Raw genomic sequence first — 22,842 nt, 5'->3', positions numbered from 1 at the left:
AAGAGCATTAAGGGTTTTGCGTCCTGCGTTTACAGTCCGCCTGCGTTTTTTCCATGACTCTCTTTAGGCTGACCGTTGACCTTCTCAACATAATCCAAATGTTGAAATCCCCAGGTGCACATGTCGGTCAGAACGCTGTCCAAGCTCTTTCCATGCTGCGAGATGGAATACTCCACCTTGGGCGGAATCTCCTGATATACCTTGCGTACGACCAGCCCATCGTGTTCCAGTTCGCGCAGCTGATTCGTGAGCATGCCTTGGGTCACGCCCGGAAGCAGACGCCGGAGCTCCCCGAACCGTTTGGTTCCGTCCTGCAGCAGTATAAACAGAATCAGCGGTTTCCACTTGCCACCGATTAATTGCAGCGTTGTCAGGATGCCGTCGGTGTTAGGCCGTTCATGATCGGTTGTTCTCATATTCTCATCTCCCATAGGAAGTGTGTTATCGGTCTTTGTTCATTTGATGTTAGTAATGTAGCACAGTATTCAGTTTAAACCCAGTACTATTCTTCTTCGTACTTAGTACGTTTTATCGTACTATGCATGGGATGTATAGGTACGCTAAAACTGACTAAGTACATAAAAAGAGCGTACTTTTCAACGAAACGGATCCGAAACATAATGGGGGTGTCAAACAAACCAAATGGGACAGGAGAGACCTGAATATGAAAATCATGGTGATTGTGGCTCATCCGAATTTAGACAACTCGCGTGCGAATCGAGTGCTGATGCAGCACAGCAGGCTGTATGCGAATGGAAATGTAGATATCCGGGATCTTTACAAGGAGTATCCGAATTGGATTATCGATATTGAACGCGAGCAGCAGCTTCTTCTACAGTATGATCGGGTAGTGTTCCAGTTCCCGTTTTACTGGTACAGCTGCCCGCCCTTGTTGAAGAAATGGTTCGATGACGTTCTGACCTTCGGTTGGGCGTTCGGACCGGAAGGCAACAATCTAAAAGGCAAGGAATTTATGGTGGCCACGACGGTGGCAGGCTTAGAGCAAGGATATCAGGCAGGCGGGGACAATTGGTATACCGCCAGCGAGCTGCTGCGCCCGATTCAAGCCACGTTGAACCGGTGCAAAGTCCGATATTTGCCGGCCTTTGCGACCTATAACGTAGAGAAGGTAAGCGATGAGGAGCTCCAGGCGGAGGCCGGCAGATATGCCGACCAGGTTCTAGCAATTGCAGCCGAAAGCCGATACTGAGGCATGCTTCTCGGCCGTGATTATAGAAGATTGGCACTTGTCGGCCGGAGCCATAAAAGGCATGATGGAGTCATGTATGACATGACATGATCTGAAGCAGTGCCTATGGGTTTTTGGGCCAGCCCATTAAAGGGTTAGGTTGGCCCAAACCGGCTTCACCGCACATGCTTACAAAACTTGCAGGAGGAGCCTTTATGACGATTGATGAAGCCATTCACTTGGAGTCCTATGACAAGCAGTGGGCGGATCGGTTTAGCGACGAACACCAGACGTTAATCAGGGAGATCGGCCCTTATACGGCCGCCATCGAACATTTTGGAAGCACATCGGTACCGGGGATGACGGCCAAACCCATTATCGATATTCTGGTGGGCGTGGAGAGCACGCAGCATACGGATGAAATCATCCCCAAGCTGACCGCTATGGGTTACGAGGACTTGGGCGAAGCGGGAATCCCCGGCCGTTTATATCTCCGCAAAAGAGGCAGCGTTGCCTATAACGTTCATATTGTGTCATACCGTGGCGACATCTGGAATCATAACATCATGATCAGGGATTACCTGCGGGCACATGCCGTGGAAGCCGAGCGTTACAGCGAGATCAAACGACGGATCGTTTCGCAAGGGACCCGGACCCTGCTCCGATACTCCGATGAGAAGAATGCGTTCGTTGAGCAGCTGCTTGTCAGGGCGAAAGCATGGAAGAACGGTGTGCAATCCGAATAAGCTCCTGCGAATTTATCCTCCATTCATGGCCTTGCACTGCTTTCGGTACGCCGAAGGGGTGAGGCCATGAAATTTTTTGAACGTCTTGCTGAAATGGACATAGTCCGAGAAGCCGACGCGGTAGGCTGTTTCCTGGGCGGAAAGCTCAGACTCCGCCAGCAATTCCCTCGCTTTTTCCATACGGACCTGCACCAGGTATTTTACGAAGTTCATATTCGTTTCGCTCTTGAAGGTACGGCTTAAATATGTGACCGACATCCCCACCGAATCAGCTACCTCCTGCAAGGACAAATCCTCCATCGCGTAATTCTCTTCAATGTAACGTTTGGCCTTCTGAATATTGTGGCGGGACCCTAGATTTCGGGAGCCCTTAATCAACGCCAGCATTTCCTTGATCTTATCTTGTATTTGACGGCTGCAGGCAATGGGATCGTCCTGTGGCCATTGATCCTCGCCAATCTCCATCGCAAGAAGCAAACCGCGTTCTTTCATCGCCGTCAGCAGATCCTGCATCAGCATTTGGGCGTACCGTGACACGCTGACTTCTTCTGGCCCGCTCGTCTCGAAAAGAGCCATGATCTCGCGAATTTGTTCCAGCGCTCTCTGTTCATCGGCAGAATACAGCAGCTCAGCCAGCCTGGCTTTGTGGCGCTGCTGCGCAAGCGTCCATTCCGTTTGCCGGGAGAACCGCGCTTTCCGCTCATCCAGCTCCCTGCAGGCACGTTCCAGCGTCGTTTGGAACTGGGCAGGGTCGATGGGCTTCAGCAGGAAGTCCGAAACGCCATAGCGCAGGGCCTGACGTGCGAATTCGAAGTTGTCATGGCCCGACAGGATAATGAAATGCATCTGGGGATGGGATTCCCGGACACGGCGGATAAATTCCAGTCCATCCATTTCAGGCATGCAAATATCGGTCACGATGATGTCGGGCCGGCTATTTTCCAGCATTTCCAAGGCCTCAACCCCGTCCTCGGCTTCGCCGGTGACGACAATTTGAAGACCCGACCTCTCAACAAGCTTTCGCAAACTCAAATGAATGGCGTATTCGTCATCTATCATCATGATCCGGTACATGGTGTCCCTCCTCGCTAGTCCTGTACGGCAATCTGATTTCAAATATCGTGCCTTCCAAGGGCACGGATTCTACAAGATGCAGGCCATACTCGTCACCGAAGGTAAGCTGAAGCCTTTGATGCACGTTCAAGAGGCCGATGCCGCTGGTCGTTTCCTCCCCGTCGTTTTGTTGCATGCCTTCACCCGGCTTCTCGCGGGTTTGCAGGATTTGCCTGATCTGCCACAGCGTTTCCGCCGTCATGCCAATCCCCTTGTCCCGGATGATGATGGCAAAATAGCCCGATTCCGCACGAGAGCTGATCCCCAGGTAGCTTGGCTTCTTCCCTCGGTATCCGTGTATGAATACATTCTCTACAATCGGCTGCAGCGTGAGCCTTACGGCGTTTACGCGATTCAGGTCCCGTTCGTTCAGGTTCATATCGATCCGGAGCCTGCGGAAACGGGCGCTTTGAAGATCGAGGTAATACTGGACATGCGTCATCTCCTCCCGCAGCGGAACGACGGATCCGGCATGACCGATATTGTAACGAAACATATGGGCCAGCGCCCTCGTCATGCGGCTGATTTCCATATGATCGTCCGCAATGGCATATGAATTAATAATCTCCAATGAATTGTACAAAAAATGCGGGTTAATATGGGACTGCATGGAGCGGAGCTCGGATTCCTTCTGCTTGATCATGAGCTCCCGTTCCTTCAGCTGGGAATCCTGGACCTCCCGGATCAGCCGCTTCAGCTCTCCCGTCATGCTGTAGAAGCTTTGAAATACGGCGGTCATTTCATTGTTGCGGAACCGGTTCATGTTGGTAGGAAGCACAAAATCGCCCCGCTCGACGCGGGCCATCAGCTTCTGAAGCATGGAGAGCGGCCTTGTCAAGGACAAGGAAAAGCCGCCCACGAGCCCCAATGCAATGATCATAAGTAGGGCTGCGGCCGCAAGCGAGTAATTCCGCTGGGTGATCAAACCGCCGATGAGATTGTTCAGTGGCAGGTCGGCGACAACCGTCCAGTCGGTGATCTGCGAACGTTCATGCAGAACCATCTTTTCGGTGCCCGAAACGGTGTCTTGATGCCGGAAGAAGGAGGAGTCCCGGTTTTGAATTCGTGTTAACAGCCCCGGTTCGACAGGGGTTCCGACCCGGCTCGGATCCGGGTGGTAGATCATCTGCCCATCCTTGCCCATGATCCAGACGTCAAAGCCCCCCAGCGAATCGTTAGAGCAGATGGCTCCGATTTGCTTCAGATTGAGGTCGACAATCAATAAGCCTTTATAGAGAAAGGACGAATTGTCATACAGCTTCCGGGCCACGGTAAGGGCTGGCGTGTTTCCTACCCGGCTGAGGCCGATGATTTGAAAATCGTTGAATTGATCCAGCTGCGCCTGATAGGATCGGTTGCGTTTGCGGATTTCACTCATGTCGAGAAGTCCCGGCGCGCTTTCGTAATCGGTGATTTGTCTTTTGTTCTCGGCGACGAGCGAGATTCCGATAATGTCGGACCTGCCGTAAATCATCTGGGCAAACAAGTCGTCTTCCACTTTTTTGGCAAGCTGAAAGTACGCATAGGGAGTAAGCTGTGTGGTCGAGAGAAATTGCTGGATCTGCGGGTTGTGGATAAAGGGATAGGTGGAATTCTCCAGATTGGATATGTACGAATCCAGCGAGACGTTGGTTTGCTCGATGATACGCTTGTTAGCGCCTGCGGCAAACTGTTCAATCGCTTCGGTAGACGACTGGTACCAGAAGCTGCCGAGCAGAAAGAAGGGGAGGCCAATGAATAGGATGATCAGCACGAACAAACGTTGGTTAATGGTAAGATTACCGGTGGAGACGCCTTGGATGTTCATCGCTCTTCCGCCTTCCTCGCATTGAAGTAGGGAATGTAAGGAACATTGTAGCAAAAAAACACAAGTTGTAAATAAAAAACCATGATGCCGCAGCAAGAAATCACAAGTGGGCTAAGAAAGCACATGGGCGCATTCGGTCGTTATCAACTACAATCGCATTAATCCATTCAAACAATAGGGGGCGAGGATTTGTGAAAAAGAGAAAAGGGTTTTACAGCTGGTTAACGGCCTTATTGCTGATATCCGTTATGGTAAGCGGTTGCGGCAATGCTGATGAAGGTAAGACCGGCACTGCCACACCCGGCACCGGAGGGGATGAAGGGAAAAAGGTAGAAATCCTGCTCGGGTATTATTCCAGCGACAGCTCCGATGCGAAGATGAAGGAGCTGATCGAGCAGTTCGAGAAGCAGCATCCGAACATTACGGTCAAGACGCAGAGCGCGCCTTACGGGCAGTTCTACCAGAAGCTGGATACGCAGATCGCGGCCGGCCAGGCGCCGGACGTATGGCTGTCCGACGGCGTCTACGTGATGAAATACGCCCAGCGGGGCGCGGCCAAGGATCTGACCGATTGGATTGCAAGGGATCTGAAAGCCGATGAGTACTACGGCCTCGATTTTAACAAGGACGCGGACGGGCGCTATTGGGGTGTGCCGCAGGGCATACAGGTCGGCGTGCTGTTTTACAACAAGGAGCTGTTTGATAAGGCCGGCGTAGCGTATCCTTCGGATGAATGGACCTGGGAGGATCTGAAATCATCGGCAGCCAAGCTGACGGTGGATGCCGGCGGAAAAACGGCCGAGGACAGCGGGTTCGACGCAGCCAGCGTGAATCAGTTCGGGCTTACGTTCTTCAGCATTACCGAGGGCTGGTTCTCCGTGATGAAGTCCTACGGCGGCGGAACCCTTGACGAGAAAGCGGAGAACTCAATCATCAATTCCCCTGAGAACAAGCAGGCGTTCGAATGGATGGTCGACGGCATGCAGCGCGGCATCATTACGGATCCGGTCGATCTGAAGAGCTTCCAGAGCAATACCGCCGTGTTCCCAAGTGGATCGGCCGCCATGCGGATCGGCATTTATGCCCGGGTGCAGGCAGCGAATGAAGCCGGTCTGAATTACGATGTGGCGCTGCTGCCGAAGGGACCTGACGGCAAGCGGGTGTCCCCGGTCATTGCCAACTCGTGGGTGGTTAATCAGAAGTCAAGCGACGAGAAAGCGGAAGCTGCCTGGGAGTGGATTAAATATTGGGCTACAGAAGACGATGTGCAGAAGCAGTGGACCGAGCTTGGCGAAGCCGTGCCCGTGAAAAAATCCGTTGCGGAATCCGAAGTGTTCCTCAAGGCGGGAGAGCAGCCTGCTAATCGCCAGGCTTTCCTGGATAGCCTGGAGTTCGCCCAGACGCTCGACAATAACGCGGTCTGGGAAGAATGGGTAGGCAAATTCAACGAGCATGCGGAGCGTGCCTTCCTGGGGGATGCAACCATCGATCAGGCTTTAAGCGAAGCGGACGCAGCCGTTCAGGCGGTCCTCGATGATTTCTATAAAAAATAAAACCAAGGGTGGAAGAAAGGCGGGAGTGAAATGGACAATACGCTAAACGACAATGCAGCACTCAAAGCCGATCCGATGCCGCACGGAAAGCCCGCCCGAAAACGGAAATGGGATCATGAGGGGAGATGGGGGCTGCTCATGGCCTCCCCCTATGTTCTCCACTTTATCATTTTTGTGGCGGGGCCTCTCGCCGCATCCCTGTACTTCAGCTTCTCCGATTACGATATGCTGAATCCGCCCGAGTGGAGCGGACTGGATAATTTCCGGCGCATGGCCGAGGATTCGATGTTCTGGCGTTCCCTGTGGAATACCTTGTATTTTGCTGTTCTGTTCGTGCCGCTCCAGACCTTCCTGGCCTTGGTGCTGGCCGTCGCGCTAAACCAGCGTTTGAAAGGGCTTAAATGGTTCCGGATGGCCCATTTTATCCCGGTGATCTCCTCATGGACCGTCATCCTCTACGTTGCTGACGCTATATTCAACCCTCGCTTCGGCCTGGCCAATACGCTGCTTGCGAAGCTGGGGCTGGAAGGGCAAGGCTGGCTGCAGGATCCGAAGCTGGCGATTCCGCTGCTCGTGTTCATCGCGGTCTGGAAAGGGATCGGCTATATTATGGTCATTTATCTGGCGGGTCTGCAGAGCGTTCCCGGGGATTTGTATGAAGCCGCGGAGATCGACGGCGCAGGAGCCCTGCGCAAATTCCGGTACATTACGGTTCCATTGATCTCACCGACGACCTTTCTGGTTGTCATCATGAGCACGATCTCTACCTTCCAGGCATTCGAACAGATCTACGTGCTGACCGGCAGGGGCGACATCAGCTCGGCGGGAGGTCCGAATAACTCCAGCCTGGTCATGATGCTGTATTTATATCGCGAAGGGTTCACCTTTATGAGGATGGGGTATGCTTCCGCCATTGCCTGGGTCCTGTTCATGATCCTGTTCCTGCTGACGCTGATACAGCTTCGGGCCCAAAAGAAGTGGGTGCATTATGACTGATCAAGCGATCAAGATGGAACTGGGGATTTGGAACCGCATCGGAGGAAGGAGTGGCCTCAAATGAGAAGAAAGCTGCTGGGAAAAAGTATCGGATACGTGCTGATCGGGATCAGCTCGCTCATCATGATCGTGCCGTTTCTGTCGGCACTCATGAATTCATTGAAAACCTACAAGGAATATACAACGGTTCCGCCCCGCTGGATTCCTGAAGTATTCCAATGGTCCAATTACGCCCAGGTGTTCCAGCTTGGGAATATTGGGGGCTACACGCTGAACAGCATCTTCGTAGCCGCATTGTCCGTCATCGGCGCCCTGATCTCCTGCTCGATGGTCGGGTATGCGTTCGCGAGGCTGCGCTTTCCACTGAAAGGCGCGCTGTTCGTGATGGTGCTGGGAACGATGATGATTCCGGCGGTGGTGATCATCATCCCGCACTTCATCATTTTTAACAAATTGAACATGCTGGATACGCTCACGCCGCTGTGGATTATCGAATGGCTGGCTCAGCCGTTTGGGATTTTCCTCATGCGTCAGGCTTTCATGAATATACCTAAAGAGTATGAGGAAGCGGCCAAGATGGAGGGCTGCAATCCGTTCCAGATCTACCTGCGAATTTTTATTCCGATGGCCAGGCCTACCTTGGCGACGCTGGCGATCTTTACATTCATGGGCAAGTGGAACGAGATTCTGACGCCTGTCATTTATTTGACCTCGAATGAGAAGTATACGCTGCCCATCGGCATTCTCTCCTTGTCAGGCCAGTGGACCGGCAATGAACAGCTTATGATCGCAGCCGCACTGGTCAGTCTGGTTCCGATCCTGCTGGTATTCCTGTTTGCCGAGAAATATTTTGTGCAGAACCACAATATGGCCGGGATTAAATAATGGAACGTTACTAACGTTGCTATCGGCTCCGGAAGGGGCCATGTCTGTGATGGAAAGGATGAAAGAGAAGATGAAAATAGCGGCATTCAGCGGATCGTTAATCGATTACAGCATCCATGAAGCGATGTCGATCGCGGCCGGGCTCGGTTTCGACGGTATCGAAATTGCCTGCCGCGAGCCGCACTTAAGTCCGGAAGCTTCGCTGCCGCGGGTACGCGAAATGAAGGCTGTTGCGGAAGGCCATGGCTTGGAGATTCCGGCATTGGCAGGTTACATGGGACATTTCTCGACAAGCGGAGATGCGGAATGCGCTGAGGCTTACGATCAGTTTATGGGCCTGCTTGAACGCGCGGTAATGTTGGAGGCGGGGATGATCCGGATCTTTCAAGGAGGGCCGAATGCCTTCCTGGCGGAGGATTATCATTATGCCAAGACGGCCTTCTGGATTCGGAAATGCGCGGAGGAAGCTCGTGCTGCGGGAAAACGGATCGTGCTGGAGATTCACAACCAGAGCCTGGTGGAAACGACAGATAGCGCTCTGCGACTGCTGGATTTGATCGGCGATGACCAGGTTGGTCTGATTCATGACGCAGGGAATATGTATATCACCGACACGGAATTTGGGGAAGAGTCGGTCCGGCAGCTCGGAAGCCGTTTGTTCCATGTGCACATCAAGGATGAACGGCGGATCGCTCAGGGGGGCGCCCCGGGAACGTTCAAGAATTTGACCCGTCACGGGGAAGAGTTCTTCCTGCAGTGCCGCCTTGGTGAAGGAGAAGTGGATCACGGCGGGTTGCTCAGGGGACTTCGGAAATACCGGTACGGGGGTTGGCTTACACTGGAATGCGCAGCTCCCTATCCGCCGAAGGAACGGCTTGCTTATGATCTCTCGGTCATCAAGGAGTGGCTGCAGGCTGTGGAGGTGTCGACCGGATGACGGGGAACGCGCGGAAATTTGGAATCATCGGCTGCCAGCATGCCCACATCGGCATGTTTATCGAGGAGATGCTGGAACTGGGCTACGAATGCGCAGGCGTATACGAACCGGACAATAAGCCTCTAGCCCGTACTCTTGCCGACCGGTACGGTCTGGAACTGACAGGGAATCAGGAATCGCTGCTGAACGATGAAGAAGTGAGCGTTATCGGCTGCGCGGCCATCAACCATGAGAAGATCGATGTCATTGAGCTGTGTGAGCTGCACGGCAAGCCTGTCATGATCGACAAGCCTGCTGTGACAGATCGGGCGGGGCTGACCAGGCTGCGCGGCGTTCTGGAGCGGGGAAGAATCGAGGTAGGGATGATGCTGACCGAGCGCTTCCGCCCTTCCCTGCATACCATTCATCGGATGATCCGGGCGGGAGAGTTAGGGGACATCGTCCACATCTCGATGCGTAAGCCGCATCGGCTGAATCCGGAATCGAGGCCAGCCTGGCATTTTGACAAGTCGCAATCCGGAGGCATCATTAACGATCTCTTCGTGCACGATTTTGACCTGTTACGATGGCTGACGGGCCGGGAGGTGGAGGCTGCATCCGGTTATCTGGCGAAGCATATGCTGCCTGAATACCCGACCTTCTATGACGCAGCCGGCGTGCAGGTATTCATGGATGGCGGGATCACGGCACAGCTGTACGCGGACTGGCATACGCCCGCCGGCAGCTGGACTTGGGGAGACGGCCGGATATTCATTACGGGGACGCACGGCATTGCGGAAATTCGGCTGGAAGGCGATCCCTTATTATCGAGTGATGAGGTTGCGCTTGTCATCACCGATCAGGAGCTGCGTTCTTTGCCTTTGACACCACCGCCCCTCTCCCTTGCCCAGGATTTTCTGAACCGGGTGGAGGGGGAAGAGGGGATCATCACGCATGAAGATATTTACAAAGCCTCGGAGGCTACGGTGATGGCCGATGAGGGAGCACGGATCCTGATCCGGGAATAGGGAATGTATACGGCTTTCATTGAAAAAGAGCGTGTGGAGGAGGCGTAGGCAACATGACAAAGGAAAAGCTGCCCGTCCGATTCGGTATGATCGGTTGCGGGATTATTGCGGATATTCATGCGAAGGGCATCTTGAATACGGAGGAGGCTGAGCTTGCCGCCGTATTCGATACGAAACGGGAATCAGCCGTCAAGCTTACCGAAACGTACGGAGGAGACATCTGCAACACCTTGGAAGAACTGCTGGCACGCGAGGATGTGGAGGTCGTCTGTATCTGCACGCCAAGCGGCATGCATGCAGAACAGACGGCGATGGTTGCCCGGGCGGGCAAGCATGTGCTGGTGGAGAAACCGATGGCGATCCGGCTTGACGATGTCGAGCGCATGATTGAGGTGTGTGCGGAAAACGGAGTGCTGCTCGCAACCGTCTTTCCGAGGCGCATGTCCCCGCAGGCCGTGTATGCCCGGCAGGTCATTCAGGAAGGACGGCTCGGGAAGCTCAGTTTATGCTCGGCCTATGTCATGCTGTACCGCGATCAGGCCTATTATGACAGTGCGGGCTGGCGCGGGACCTGGGCCATGGATGGCGGCGGGGCGATGATGAATCAGGGAATCCATACGGTGGATATGCTGCAATGGCTCGTAGGCCCTGTTGCGTCCTTGACTGCAAAGGCCAAGGCCGTGCTGCGTAATATCGAGGTCGAAGATACCGTTATCGCTGCACTTGAATTTGCGAGCGGGGCGCTCGGCGTGCTGGAGATCACGACTACGGCCTGCGACGGCAAAGGACAGCGGCTGGTCATCCATGGGGATAAGGGCGTGCTCGTCATTGAAGAGGATACGATCGTATCCCTTGAGATCGATGGCCAGCAGATTCAGCTGCCTGAGTTCGAGCCATTTAAAGTCATACCGGACGGTCATCGCCTGCAAATTCGAGATATGGCGCTTGCCGTTCGCGAAGGCCGACAGCCTGTTATCACCGGGAAGGACGGCAGGCATTCGCTGGAGATTATTCTCGGCACCTACGAGGCTTCCCGCCAGCGCAAGGAAATCGAACTGCAGACCGGAACACCGGTGTTGTAGGGGATGGAGGTGACTTTATGATGTCTCAGCGCAGCGTAAAGCCTGTGCTTGAAAAAGTTCAGGATCAACTGAAGGTCCGCATTTATGACCAGCGCGAGGCGATGGGGAAGGCGGCTGCCGCTGATATTCGTGCAGCCATGCAGCGCCTGCTGGCCGAGAAAGAGCGCATTCGTATCGTCTTTGCAGCCGCCCCGTCCCAGAATGAGTGCCTGGCGGCGCTGGTGCAATCGGACGGATTAGACTGGAGCCGAGTCACGGCTTTTCATATGGACGAATACATCGGGCTTCCCAAGTCGGCCCCGCAGCGGTTCGGGAACTTTTTATCCCGGCGGCTGTTTGATCTCGTATCTCCAGGAGAGGTGCATCTGATCGACGGTTTGAATGATCCTGAAGCGGAGTGCGACAGGTACAGCGGATTGATTACCGCTGCGCCGATCGATATGGTGGTCCTCGGCATTGGCGAGAACGGGCATATCGCCTTCAACGATCCGCCCGTTGCCGATTTTGCGGATCCGTTATGGGTAAAGCGGGTGAAGCTGGACGAGGATTGTCGCCGACAGCAGGTGAATGACGGCTGTTTCCCGAGCTTGGAGGAGGTTCCGAAATACGCGCTTACGCTTACCATTCCGGCCTTAATGTCGGCTGCCCACCTGTTCTGCGTCGTTCCGGGCGCAAGCAAGCAAGCGGCGGTACAAAGGACGCTGTACGGCGATATAAGCGAGGCTTGTCCTGCCAGCATTCTTCGGCAGCATTCGGATTGCACGCTGTACGTGGACCGGGAGTCGTACGGGGAAATCCGGAATGGATAGCCATGAACTTGTTCGTATGGGCCGTCATTACGCAACAGGGGAGCGAATAAGGCTAGAATGGGACTCTGGCGGCCGGATAGAACGGATACTTCCTCACGATGGTGAAGAGGAGACGTGGATCGCTCCCGGTTTGATCGATCTTCAGATTAACGGCGGTTACGGACATGATTTCAATTCGCTGCCGCTCACAACGGATACGATCATTCAGGCAACCCGGCGCTTATGGGAGAAAGGCGTAACGCTGTACTACCCCACCGTCATTACCAACGGAGACGAAGAGATCGAGGAATTGCTGCGGGTTATCGACGCGGCTTGCCTGGAGGTTGAAGTGGTCGGTTCAACTATTGGCGGTATACATTTGGAGGGTCCTTTTCTTTCTCCGGAGGAAGGCCCAAGGGGAGCGCATGATTCCCGGTATATCAAGGCGCCGGACTGGGCATTGTTTGCGAGATGGCAGGCGGCATCGGGGAACCGGATTCGGATCGTCACCCTATCGCCGGAGTGGCCCGATGCCGCGAGTTTTATCCGGTCATGCGTCGAATCGGGAATCGTCGTATCAATCGGGCACACCGCTGCAACGTCTGCGCAAATTCGGGAAGCCGTGGAAGCAGGAGCCACGATGTCTACTCATCTTGGCAATGGCGCACATCTGACGCTGCCGCGGCATCCGAATTATATATGGGAGCAGCTTGCGCAAGATCAGCTGTGGGCAGGAATCATTGCGGACGGGAACCATCTGCCGGATTCGGTCATCAAAGTGATGCTCCGCGCCAAGTCGTCCAAAGCGCTGCTCGTCAGCGATGCCGTCTATTTAAGCGGGATGCCGCCAGGAGAATACGAGACCCATATCGGCGGAAATGTTGTCTTAACGCCGGAAGGCCGATTGCATCTCGCCCGCAAGCCCGAGCTGTTGGCAGGCTCGGCCATGATGCTTGCCGATGCGGTTTGGCGGCTGGCTCAGTCGGGGCTGTGCACGTTTCCTGAAGCTTGGGACATGGCTTCCATGCGGCCCGCCGAGGCGATGGGGCAAGCGGAACCCTATGGCCTAATGAGAGGAGCACAGGCCGACTTCGTAGTGCTGGAGAAGCGCAAGGGGTGCCTCTGCATAGTGGAGACCGTCAAGGGAGGGCGTTCAGTTTACCAAGGGGATTGTTAGATGTTAAAATATAGAAAATGTAACCAAAACCCAGATTGCGATCTGGGTTTTTCCTTATCATGGAACAGGAGGGAGAGAAGACATGCCATTGAAATGGAGAGTTCCCGTTGTACGGCAAATCTCATTGTGGACATTTGTGCTGCCTATCCTCTTGTTCACTATAGAGATTTTGTTTATCCGCGACGGGCACTGGTTTCACTTTTATGGACTTCTGTCCACTGTCGTTATTCCGCCATTTGGTATCGCGCTATCCATACGTTCCTATGACGTAACCGATTCAGCCAAGGACCTGTTATTAATAACCTGCAATGCGCTTGCGCTATTCTCTTATTTTATCTACACCTTTTTAGGATATCTAATAATGGGTCCATAGGTTGTAATGAATGCAACTGCAGAGACCACGTAAAAAATATCCCTTCTTGAATTCAAGAAGGGATATCTGCATCCGTTTTTTTCTAATGTAACGTTTTAAACGTATGGTTTTGCCAACCATGTTCTTCGATGGGATTAAACAACCTTCGGGATTTCTCATCCCCCCAAAGGTATCTAACGCAACCATCTTCAAAATCATGAAAATCGTAATAACCGGAATAGTAAGAGTATTCTCCTACTGTAATCATTGGGTTAGTGACAATATCCTTTAAATACTTAATTTCGGACCAGTGTTCGAACCGATGTTGTTTCATTCTTATACCTCGCTTCTAAGTAGAATAGATCATTTTTACTTAGAAGCTTAATACAGTAGCGACATTCTTAAACCTGATCAAGCGACGAACCATCGTCCTCATCCTTTTCCTCAGTATTGGTGAGATTGTAACAAAAGGTTGATCTTTTCGTCAAACGCATGCTTTACAAGTCATGTTGGGTACCTCTAATCATACTTCGCCATAACCTTCTTCAGAATCCCCTTCATGCAATCCACCAGCTCCTGCGGCTCCTTCACCGTGGCTTCATTTCCTAATCCGAGGAAAAATTTAGCAAAATACAAAAGCTCGCTGGCAGGGACGTTCTGATCAAGCCGTCCGCTACCATCCGGTTGCATGTCAATATGGGGAACAGGACACAATTCGGATTCGCAGCGCTGAACGCCTTCCCGGCTCAGATCAACGACCATCCGGGTATAGACTGATTTCTCTGCCCCGTATTCCCTCCAATTGCCCAGATGGATATGCCGGTGATCCCGCGGCTCGATGCCGGTTGCATCCTCAGCCACGGACTGCATGCGGTCGCAGCGGAACAGACGGAAATCATCGCGCAGAAAACAATAAGCGGGACAATACCAGAAGCCGTTGCTTGCATAGATGCCCACGGGCTGGATGCTTCGCGCGGCATAGCCTTCCCTGCTCTCGTACAACACCGTAACGACCCGCTGGTCGACGGCGGCATCCAGCAGAGCCCCGAGAGATTCAGCCTTCTGCTGTCTGGTATGCGTCAGAAAATCCACCCGATTCTTCATCTGGTCGATCCGGTCGCGGACATCCCCGGGCATGTAATAATAAAATTTCTGAAGTGCGGTAGAGGACTCGGCTTCAAAGGGAAGAAATAGATAGTGACGCAAGGCGTGGCTGGCAAAAAACATCGCGACGGCTTCTTCCTCGCTGAAGGCGATCGGCGGAAGAACCCGTTCTTTCAGCACCTGGTAGCCGCCGTGCGGTCCTACCTCGGAATAAAGGGGGACCCCCAGTTCGCTGAGCTCCTGCAGATCCCGCAAGATTGTGCGAGACGACACGCCGAATTGATCGGCCAGTTCTCTTACGGTGAATTTTCGCATTCGGTTAACGGTCATCATCAGATCAATGAGACGTTTGGATTTGGACATAGGATCAGCTCCGAATCGTTGGATGACTATGACAATAGTTGTCACTATTATACGCTATACTTGCCGTAGAACCCAAAAGACCCCGTATAACTAAAAAATGGAGTGATGAAACGTGAGTCAATTGCATGAAATGAAGCAGCTGTTGTTCGAGGAGCTGGAGCTTATCGTTCGTACCAGTTCGAATCTGATCGGCAAAATTTCAGAAGCGCATTGGGATTACAGGCCGGCCCATAATATGAGATCGCTTCAGGAACTCGTACATCATCTGGTTTCGGTGCCTGCGACGGACCTGTTGATTCTGCAAGAGAAGAGCGAAGCGGAGATCCGGGAGCTGGAAGCAAGCATCGCCGCTGACGGCGTGGACAAGGACAAGCTGATCTCTTGGATGACGAGGGGACTTGCCGATGTAAAATCCTACATGAATGGGCTGACAGATGAAGAATTTATGCAGAAGACAACCCAACCCTTCTACTTGGAGCACGGTTCAACCCAAGCCAAGTGGCTGATTGAAATCGTCACGCATGCCCAGCATCATCGGGCGCAAATGTTCAATTATCTGAAAGCCCAGGGCTATGAAGTGAGTATGTTCGATTTATATTAAACGTCAGGAGTGCTGATTAAGAACAGGAGGGGGAAGGATGCCGCGACAAATACCGGGAAAATCGCCGAAGCTGCCGTTAACCGGTAAAGAGCGAGCAAAGCTGCGGTCAAACAAAATGAAGCTCAGCGATATTGCGCATATGGATATCGAGTTATTGTCCGGCGTGCTTGGTGTTTCGGATAGCCGCGCACAATATATCCGGGGAATGGCGCAGTTTCAGACGGTTCCTTCGATCGGACCGAAAGTGGCTGAACGCGTAGTCCAGTTGGGGTATTACGCATTGGAAGATATCAAGGATGAAGACGCTGCCGCTTTAACGGACCGGATGGAAGCGAGCAGCGGTTTCTGGGTGGATCCTTGCGTGGAGGATGCGTTTCGCTGCATCGTATATCATGCCAATCATCCGGGGAGCGGGAAGAGCTGGCATGACTTTACCGAAGTGCGTAAGCAATTCAGGGAGCAGCACGGATATCCTCCAACCCGTCCAACATTATCGTGGTACGACAACAAAGATGGACAACCATAGGATCCATAACTTGACCTATTGAGAGGCACGGCCACAAGGCGGTGTCTTTTTCCTGTTTTTTACCGGTATTGAAAAATCGCTTGAAAGTGACGCTGCGTCATCCTGTACAATGGCTTCAATGTTGAAAAGGGGTGGAAAAAGTAATGGAACGATATGCACCAGCTGCAATCCTATGGATCCTCTGCATGTTCTTGCTCAGTGCATGCGGTTCGAGGGCCGAAGAAGAAGAGCAACTCCAACGCGTAACGCTTGAGGAGGTTGAAGTGCTGGAGATCGACCATGGCAGTACGCCATTATACGTGGAGACAGCGGATGTGGAAGCATTGGAAGTTTCGCTGCTCAGAAACAGCAGTTCCGCAGGGGCCGTTGTTAATCAGGAAAACAATCGGGTGAAGATTCATTTAGATAACGATATTACTCGGATATTGAATATCGGCAGGATGCCGGAGCTCAGCGTGAGAATTCCTGCGGATTACGCAGGAAAGGTCGTAATTAACGGCTCTTCCGGCCATGTAACGGGGACCGGGTTGCAAAACCACAGCCTCCAGGTGAAGGGGAAAAGCGGGAATATCTCGCTTGCGTTCACCCGTTTGAATAATGATGTGGAGGTATCGGCGACAAGCGGAAACGTGAACATCCAGCTGGATGAAGAAACGCCTGATGCGACATGGATGCTGCAATCCGGAAGCGGGCATCGGTCCATTGCGGTTCCGCTCGAGGACAGGAAGGAGAGCAACAGGAAGACGGAAGGACGCTCTGGTGACGGGCAGCATGTGGTGAAGCTCAAAACCTCCTCGGGGAACATCTCGATAAAATAACATGCTAGAAAATAAGAAAAAGAAGCATCCCCGCACTAGTCCGCTCCAGAGTTCACAGTTTATGTGCTCTAGAAGCAGACGATCAGGGGATGCTTGGCATGTTAACCTATTAAACTCCTATATGACAATGAAAAATGATAGCACCTTATTCTTCGGCAGGCACTGAAGCCTTGGATGAAGCGGAGGATCTCATATATTGCGGCGGGCTTACGTCATCGATCAGCAGAATACCGTCGTATTGGTCACGGGCGATTAAGCTCTCTGGAATCATGCCCCAGCTATAGGCAAAACGAGGCTCGAACATCCACGAGTTCCCTGCCTCGCGTTTTTGGTAACGCAGGTCAACGAAGGTATACGGCGAGCCTGCGGCCGACAGGATCGATTCGATGGATCCCGGCTCTGCCGGCAGAACGTCATGCACATTCCCCATGTTATCTGCGGTTTGTCCGCTGGCTGGATACAGGCCAAGCACGTAACTGTATTTTTTCATTTCATCCGATAGTTTTTCTCCCATTAAAGTCACCGGATATGGCGAACCCATCACCTCGGTTTGGGCTTTGCGGATGTGGTCGTTATGTCCCCAGACGATGAATTTCTCCGTCGGGTATACTTCGGTTGCCAGCCACATGAGATTGTCATGCATCGCCTGATCCCGCCATTCCATCGATTCCAGGAACGGTGCATAATCCCCGCTTTCCATGCCGAGGGTCGACTTGATGGAGAGCTCCACATATTCCTGGGCTACCCGAATCCGGTCGTTCAAGCTTCTTTCAAGCAGCATGGAAAGTTTGGGGTTATCCGGATAGAGCTTTTTCAAATGAGCTTCGTTTGCCTCCGTTTTTAAGGATTTTAGAGCATCCTTATATATTTGAATCAGCTGCTTTTTCTCTTTGCGGTAAGCTTCAAGATCCGTACCAAGTGAGTAGTCTGACAATTTTTTCTCAGCTTCCGTTAGACGCTTAGCCATGGCCTGATCCTGGAGCCATTGTCCATCCAACAGCGGATGCTGCAGCTGCATGTCAAAACCGGTCAGCACGAGCGGCTGCTTGCTCTGTTGTGCTGTTTGTATGTATTCGAACAACGGCAATATCTCCTTGGACCACCAGACGCCAAAGATTGAATCCTTCATCGTTTGTTCCGCGCTCTGCTGTCCGGCCCGGCCGTAAGCCAAGGAGCTATTACCAAGACCACTCTCAAAGGCCAGAACGTTGTACCCCATCTCCTGATGCAGAAACTGGATCAAACGGGTCTTAGCCAGATTGAACTCGCCAACCCCGTGGGAGCTTTCCCCCAGAAACACGAAACGTTTATCTTGCAGCAATGGTTTTAGCATAGCCAGATCCTTATATTGATTTGGACCGCCCGCCGTGTCGGTGGGTTGAATCGTATCCAGTCGGTACGCATGGTCTTTGGCCCAATTCTCCCACTCGGCAATCTTTTCATCCGAAGTTCGGGCTGTTTTAACTTCTGTAACCTGGCCTTGGATGGAATCGGCGGTAGAAGCATATGCTTCTCCGTGAGGGATTAGGGAAGTTCCTACAATAGAAGCGGTGAGCAAAAACACGGTGAATGCTTTTCTAGCGTTATGTAGTGGCATAGAGGATCACTCCTTATAAGATGTTGAATGATTTTTAAATTGAATGAACGGACGTGTAAAGAAGCCCGCCACTATGTGCTTCGTGCTTTGAATGTGGGAATCACCTCCTTAACATAGTCGAGATTACGGCTCGATGGTTCAACGCCGCGCCATGAGCTGGCCGCTTAATCCTCTTCCCAGAACAGATCGTTCAAAGTACGCGATAATGCCTTGCATATGGCAACGCACAGGCTGAGGGACGGATTATATTTCCCCAGCTCGATCAGGCTGATGGTCTGCCTGGAGACACCGACGATCTGGGCCAGTTCTTCCTGCGATAAATCCTTCTCGACGCGGGCCATCTTCAATTTGATGTTTTTCATGCGGCAGTCCCCCTGTTTATCCCTTTCTACGAGTCGAACGGATCGTTCTGCGACATTTTCTGGCTCACCTTGTTGGCGCCGTAGTGGATCAACCAATTCACCCCGACAAAGAGTGGGATGTAGATGATCAGTGAGACGAAGAAAACGCTAAAGAAATATTTGAGCTCGGTCGCACTGTTGTCATTGCCAAACAGAATCGCGCTGCGGATACCGAAAAAAAGAGCAAGCGCGACACCGATAACAAGCCCCCATATCGCCGTACGCATGCTGAACGAAATTTTGCTCCGCTGGTCATGGACCTCCACTTCATCGGAGTAAATCCCCAGCGCCACGCTGCGTATCCCGAAATATAAGCTTCCTCCCAGTATGATCAGCATTTCCAGCCAGACGGACTCCGTTCGCGGGAGCGCAAAAGATTTGATGATGACGGATATGCTGCATATGATCATGATCAAGGTATACACCTCTTTATATAACTTGTTCTTTAGATTGACGATACGCTCATCTTCAGCCGTGCTCTTCTTAAACCAATTCAAGCTCATCATTCCTTCCTTTGGTTAGAGATAGGTTCTTGAGATTTTATGGATACCTGCATTGTAATAGTATTTACGTCTTTTTGCAATATATATATGTCATTTTGAATTTAATATTTGTCTTTTTAAGTGAGCAGGTGGATAGAGCTTCAAGCACTCATCATAGTCCATAGGGGGAGCTAATTCTTGATATTTTTTGCTGAACCGGATGCTTGCCCCGGAGGTTTACATTCTGTGCTCGCGTGTTAAAATTGGATTAGGGCATCTCTCTTGCCCGAATCGATATCAGGAGCGTGTTTTTCGTGATCCATTTCATTCGTTTACGTTAATGTGAGGTACAGATCAAAGTAGGCTCGGCCCATTTTTTTGACAACTGCGGCCGGAGTTTATTTTTCTGTGCCTTTTTCATTGCGTTCAATCGAATGAAAGGGTGATTTTGCTGTGTCCAACAATGAAAAATTGTTAAAAAAAGCGCAAAAACTTTCGATACACGAGAAGATGTTTCAATGCCCGATTTGCAGCGGTGCCATGAAGGTAGAACGGATGGCCAGCCTGGAATGCGAGAACAGGCATTGCTATGATATATCCAGACAGGGATACGTAAACCTGTTGAACCAAACACCCAGAACCAAATACGATAAGGCTTTGTTCGAGGCTCGAAAAAAAATCAGCGGCAGCGGCTTCTTCGGCCCTATGGTAGAAGCGGTAACGAGCCGCCTGATCCAGGCAATGAAGTCCAGGGAATCCCGGAAGTCTGTAAGGCTGCTTGATGCAGGCTGCGGGGAGGGCTCCCATCTATCCGCCATTTTACGTAAGCTTCGAGAGCAACGAATGGTGCCGGACGTTCTCGGAGTGGGTATGGATATTGCCAAAGAGGGCATCGTTACGGCCGCTAAGACATCCCCGGACCCCATATGGTGCGTGGCTGATTTGTCTCAGAGCCCGTTTGCCGACCAACAGTTTGATTACATTTTGAATATTCTGTCTCCTTCCAATTATTCGGAGTTCAGGCGACTGCTAACGAGTGACGGAATGTTAGTGAAAGTAATCCCGGGGAGCATGTATTTGCAGGAGCTTCGCGCTTTGTTTTATACAGGTACAGGTAAAGAGACGTATTCCAATGACGGCACGATGGAGCTGTTCATCCGTCACTTTGAACGGATCGAATTCGATGAGCTTCGGTATCGCGTCATTCTGGATTCCAATCAGATGAAGCAACTGATTCACATGACGCCGCTATCCTGGAGCATCCCACCTGAGGTTATTGAACGGATGCCAGATGGAGAGATGGAGGTAACCGCCGACTTCACACTTCTGTATGGATGGATATGAGGGTAAGTAATGTTCCTGTCTAGATTTGCGTCATATTTTGCTAAAGTGATCCTGTTGGGAGATAATAGGAGTTATCTACTTTAATATGAAAATAAAAGGTGGTTAACGATCGCATGACACTTCGATTGAATCCGTATCTCATTATGGACGGGAATGCTAAGGAAGCTATTCAATTCTATGAAAAGGCGTTGGATGCCCAGATGGTCATGGTTCAGACCTTCGGCGAAATGCCGGCGAACCCTGATTTTCCGCTGCCGGAGAGCGCGAGGGATCGCGTTTCCCACGCTTTGCTGAGGGTAGGAGAGACGGATCTGATGTTTTCGGATACATTTCCCGGTCAACCGGTTGAATCCAGCAATCAGGTTCAGATCTGCATCATGACCGATGCACCCGAACACGCGAAGCGGTTCTACGAAGCGCTGCTTGAAGGTGGTCAGGTGGTTATGCCGCTGCAGGAGACGTTCTGGAGCCCGGCCTACGGGATCGTAGCGGACAAATACGGCGTATACTGGAATATTTCAACCGAAGTTGAAGCGCAGAAGTAGATTCCACTCCTGCAGGTATAATAAAAAGGGCCCTGAGGATTTGCCGTCAGGGCCCTTATTCGGTTATAGCAAAAAGGGAGATCCCTTATCTACGCCCGCGTTCCATCCCACCACTTATAGTAGATATGGACATGCCCTGCAGGGCTTGCCACTAGCGGATCAATCACGATGGTCTTACCGCTTACCTTCAGCTCGATCACCTTCTTGTTCTTCTCGGCGGAGTCTATCTTCGCGAGGAAGGCGGAATCGACCTGAAAGCCATACAGTTGGAGGAGCTCGATCAGCATGCTGCGCTGCGTTTTATCGGCGGCATTGGACAGTGCGATTCCGCTGAACTGCATAATCTGCGGCTCGAATTGAACGGATACGGCATAATCCGTTTCGCCGGTTTGCTTCGTGCTGGTCATCACAATTTTGTTCGACCCGTCGTCATAGATGCGGTATCCGCTGTAATTCGAGAATACCTTCTGACGAATCACGAGATACATCTCGTCCCGATACACATCCCAAGGCGTTGGCAGCTTCGGAAGCATCGCCTCCGCACTTGGCACGGCAGGACGATCGTACAGGTTCGACATTCCGCGATCAGTCAGGTTTTTGATCAGCTGAAGCACTTCGGCGCGCGTGATGGTGCCGCTTCCTACATACCCTTCAATCGTGTTTTCGCCCTTGATTCGGCCTTGTGCGTACTTTTTGCCCAAAACGTATTGAATCGCTTGATTTCCGTCATAGTTCACGCCATCGGCGCTGGATATCAGCTCGGCCACATGGGCCCGCGTTATGTATTGGCTGCGCTTGGTTTTGTCTGCAAATCCGTGAACGGGATAGTTCTTGAAGTGCAGAAAATGATAATATTTATCCGACCATAGCTCGGTCAAATAGTTCTCCTGCAGGTCTTTGCCCGTGATGCCGACAACCAGCATGCGGATGAATTCGGCCTCGGTCACATTCTGGTTGGGCATGAACATCCCGTTGGCATAACCGTTGACAATTCCCTTATCGACGCCCCATTCGATGGTCGTTTTTGCCCAGTGATTATCAATATCCCGAAACGTAACTCCAGCGGAAGCGCTGCCAGCCCCTACGAATAAGAAGGCAACCAGGAGTATAGGCGCACATAGTGCCCTGAACTTCAACATCTGCAATCCTCCATCTATAATTTGCTAAAACACTACAAAATACATTGTATAAGTGTGTTTTTCGACCGGTCAAGCGTCTGGAAGCGCTTCTGGTCAAAGATGGGCTGTTATAACTAGCTAACTAACTTAATCGATACTTAGTGACTACAGGACTATGGAAGTGTATATATCCTCCACTTTGAAAAATGGAATTGCGAAAAAAAGGCATGATTTTCGCGAAAGAGCTAGGGAATGAAGTACGATGTATTATGAAATAATCGAGCTCTGAGCAAGCAGGCAATAGTCTAAAA

24 protein-coding genes and 1 pseudogene are annotated in these 22,842 nt (G+C 51.9%); 16 read left to right on the top strand and 9 right to left on the bottom strand.

What is annotated here, in order from left to right:
- Window positions 1-29 precede the first annotated feature (29 nt).
- Window positions 30-416 carry a winged helix-turn-helix transcriptional regulator gene (locus tag M4D81_RS14960; protein WP_260067067.1) on the bottom strand — a complete coding sequence of 129 codons (387 nt, stop codon included), beginning with the start codon at window positions 414-416 and terminating at the stop codon, window positions 30-32.
- Between the two features lie 248 nt (window positions 417-664).
- Between M4D81_RS14960 and M4D81_RS14955 the strand changes: the two genes are divergently transcribed.
- Entirely contained in the window at window positions 665-1,210 is a 546-nt protein-coding gene (locus tag M4D81_RS14955) for an NAD(P)H-dependent oxidoreductase (RefSeq protein ID WP_260067066.1), read from the top strand.
- A 194-nt stretch (window positions 1,211-1,404) separates the two neighbouring features.
- Window positions 1,405-1,935: a GrpB family protein gene (locus M4D81_RS14950; protein WP_260067064.1), complete on the top strand. Its 531-nt coding sequence runs from the start codon at window positions 1,405-1,407 to the stop codon at window positions 1,933-1,935.
- Window positions 1,936-1,947: 12 nt separating this feature from the next.
- On the opposite strand, the gene M4D81_RS14945 is transcribed toward M4D81_RS14950, so the two are convergent.
- Window positions 1,948-3,009 (bottom strand): response regulator transcription factor, encoded by a 1,062-nt coding sequence (locus M4D81_RS14945; protein ID WP_260067063.1) that lies wholly within the window; start codon window positions 3,007-3,009, stop codon window positions 1,948-1,950.
- Window positions 2,984-4,855: a sensor histidine kinase gene (locus M4D81_RS14940; RefSeq protein ID WP_260067062.1), complete on the bottom strand. Its 1,872-nt coding sequence runs from the start codon at window positions 4,853-4,855 to the stop codon at window positions 2,984-2,986. The genes M4D81_RS14945 and M4D81_RS14940 overlap by 26 nt, the downstream gene beginning before the upstream one ends.
- 191 nt (window positions 4,856-5,046) lie before the next feature.
- Between M4D81_RS14940 and M4D81_RS14935 the strand changes: the two genes are divergently transcribed.
- The 9 genes from M4D81_RS14935 to M4D81_RS14895 all read left to right on the top strand — a co-directional run bounded on the left by M4D81_RS14935 (window position 5,047) and on the right by M4D81_RS14895 (window position 13,653).
- Window positions 5,047-6,408 carry an ABC transporter substrate-binding protein gene (locus M4D81_RS14935; RefSeq protein WP_220686324.1) on the top strand — a complete coding sequence of 454 codons (1,362 nt, stop codon included), beginning with the start codon at window positions 5,047-5,049 and terminating at the stop codon, window positions 6,406-6,408.
- Between the two features lie 30 nt (window positions 6,409-6,438).
- Window positions 6,439-7,404 carry a carbohydrate ABC transporter permease gene (locus M4D81_RS14930; protein ID WP_113060272.1) on the top strand — a complete coding sequence of 322 codons (966 nt, stop codon included), beginning with the start codon at window positions 6,439-6,441 and terminating at the stop codon, window positions 7,402-7,404.
- Between the two features lie 60 nt (window positions 7,405-7,464).
- Window positions 7,465-8,289 carry a carbohydrate ABC transporter permease gene (locus tag M4D81_RS14925; RefSeq protein WP_260067060.1) on the top strand — a complete coding sequence of 275 codons (825 nt, stop codon included), beginning with the start codon at window positions 7,465-7,467 and terminating at the stop codon, window positions 8,287-8,289.
- 70 nt (window positions 8,290-8,359) lie between these two features.
- A complete protein-coding gene (locus M4D81_RS14920) occupies window positions 8,360-9,226 on the top strand; it encodes a sugar phosphate isomerase/epimerase family protein (RefSeq protein WP_260067135.1) in 867 nt (288 codons plus the stop codon).
- Window positions 9,223-10,233 (top strand): Gfo/Idh/MocA family protein, encoded by a 1,011-nt coding sequence (locus tag M4D81_RS14915; RefSeq protein WP_260067058.1) that lies wholly within the window; start codon window positions 9,223-9,225, stop codon window positions 10,231-10,233. Before M4D81_RS14920 ends, M4D81_RS14915 begins: the two co-directional genes overlap by 4 nt.
- 53 nt (window positions 10,234-10,286) lie before the next feature.
- Window positions 10,287-11,315, top strand: a complete 1,029-nt coding sequence (locus M4D81_RS14910; protein ID WP_260067057.1) for a Gfo/Idh/MocA family protein — start codon at window positions 10,287-10,289, stop codon at window positions 11,313-11,315.
- 20 nt (window positions 11,316-11,335) lie between these two features.
- Window positions 11,336-12,124 carry a glucosamine-6-phosphate deaminase gene (locus tag M4D81_RS14905; protein ID WP_397376694.1) on the top strand — a complete coding sequence of 263 codons (789 nt, stop codon included), beginning with the start codon at window positions 11,336-11,338 and terminating at the stop codon, window positions 12,122-12,124.
- On the top strand, window positions 12,117-13,280 hold the full coding sequence (locus tag M4D81_RS14900; RefSeq protein ID WP_260067055.1) for an N-acetylglucosamine-6-phosphate deacetylase: 1,164 nt from the start codon (window positions 12,117-12,119) through the stop codon (window positions 13,278-13,280). Before M4D81_RS14905 ends, M4D81_RS14900 begins: the two co-directional genes overlap by 8 nt.
- Before the next feature lie 82 nt (window positions 13,281-13,362).
- Window positions 13,363-13,653 (top strand): hypothetical protein, encoded by a 291-nt coding sequence (locus M4D81_RS14895; protein WP_071221232.1) that lies wholly within the window; start codon window positions 13,363-13,365, stop codon window positions 13,651-13,653.
- A 112-nt stretch (window positions 13,654-13,765) separates the two neighbouring features.
- Here M4D81_RS14895 and M4D81_RS14890 read toward each other — a convergent pair.
- Window positions 13,766-13,966 (bottom strand): annotated as a pseudogene (locus tag M4D81_RS14890) (type B chloramphenicol O-acetyltransferase); the annotation flags it as partial.
- 185 nt (window positions 13,967-14,151) lie between these two features.
- Window positions 14,152-15,099, bottom strand: coding sequence for a helix-turn-helix transcriptional regulator (locus tag M4D81_RS14885; protein ID WP_260067053.1), 948 nt, complete (start codon window positions 15,097-15,099; stop codon window positions 14,152-14,154).
- 112 nt (window positions 15,100-15,211) lie between these two features.
- On the opposite strand from M4D81_RS14885, the gene M4D81_RS14880 reads away from it, so the two are divergent.
- From M4D81_RS14880 to M4D81_RS14870, 3 genes are all read left to right on the top strand, one after another.
- Window positions 15,212-15,700, top strand: a complete 489-nt coding sequence (locus tag M4D81_RS14880) for a DinB family protein (protein WP_260067052.1) — start codon at window positions 15,212-15,214, stop codon at window positions 15,698-15,700.
- Window positions 15,701-15,737: 37 nt separating this feature from the next.
- The gene (locus M4D81_RS14875; RefSeq protein ID WP_071221229.1) at window positions 15,738-16,226 is read left to right on the top strand and encodes a helix-hairpin-helix domain-containing protein; all 489 of its coding nucleotides are present in this window, start codon (window positions 15,738-15,740) and stop codon (window positions 16,224-16,226) included.
- A 143-nt stretch (window positions 16,227-16,369) separates the two neighbouring features.
- Complete coding sequence (locus tag M4D81_RS14870; RefSeq protein ID WP_260067051.1) at window positions 16,370-17,044, top strand: DUF4097 family beta strand repeat-containing protein; 675 nt, start codon at window positions 16,370-16,372, stop codon at window positions 17,042-17,044.
- 145 nt (window positions 17,045-17,189) lie between these two features.
- Here M4D81_RS14870 and M4D81_RS14865 read toward each other — a convergent pair whose 3' ends face one another.
- The 3 genes from M4D81_RS14865 to M4D81_RS14855 all read right to left on the bottom strand — a co-directional run bounded on the left by M4D81_RS14865 (window position 17,190) and on the right by M4D81_RS14855 (window position 19,545).
- Window positions 17,190-18,641, bottom strand: a complete 1,452-nt coding sequence (locus M4D81_RS14865) for an erythromycin esterase family protein (RefSeq protein WP_260067050.1) — start codon at window positions 18,639-18,641, stop codon at window positions 17,190-17,192.
- 164 nt (window positions 18,642-18,805) lie between these two features.
- Window positions 18,806-19,003 carry a helix-turn-helix transcriptional regulator gene (locus M4D81_RS14860; RefSeq protein ID WP_260067049.1) on the bottom strand — a complete coding sequence of 66 codons (198 nt, stop codon included), beginning with the start codon at window positions 19,001-19,003 and terminating at the stop codon, window positions 18,806-18,808.
- 26 nt (window positions 19,004-19,029) lie between these two features.
- Window positions 19,030-19,545, bottom strand: coding sequence for a DUF6773 family protein (locus M4D81_RS14855; RefSeq protein ID WP_260067134.1), 516 nt, complete (start codon window positions 19,543-19,545; stop codon window positions 19,030-19,032).
- Window positions 19,546-19,977: 432 nt separating this feature from the next.
- Between M4D81_RS14855 and M4D81_RS14850 the strand changes: the two genes are divergently transcribed.
- Window positions 19,978-20,868 (top strand): putative RNA methyltransferase, encoded by an 891-nt coding sequence (locus tag M4D81_RS14850; protein ID WP_260067048.1) that lies wholly within the window; start codon window positions 19,978-19,980, stop codon window positions 20,866-20,868.
- Between the two features lie 113 nt (window positions 20,869-20,981).
- Window positions 20,982-21,413, top strand: a complete 432-nt coding sequence (locus tag M4D81_RS14845; RefSeq protein WP_071221224.1) for a VOC family protein — start codon at window positions 20,982-20,984, stop codon at window positions 21,411-21,413.
- 89 nt (window positions 21,414-21,502) lie between these two features.
- Here M4D81_RS14845 and M4D81_RS14840 read toward each other — a convergent pair whose 3' ends face one another.
- Entirely contained in the window at window positions 21,503-22,552 is a 1,050-nt protein-coding gene (locus M4D81_RS14840) for an S-layer homology domain-containing protein (RefSeq protein ID WP_260067047.1), read from the bottom strand.
- Window positions 22,553-22,842: the final 290 nt, after the last annotated feature.

This window comes from Paenibacillus sp. p3-SID867 (genome assembly GCF_025142895.1).
In the GTDB taxonomy this organism is placed as follows: domain Bacteria; phylum Bacillota; class Bacilli; order Paenibacillales; family Paenibacillaceae; genus Paenibacillus_AQ.
The sequence above is the reverse complement of the archived record's forward strand: the minus strand, read 5'-3'. Positions and strand labels throughout refer to the sequence as shown.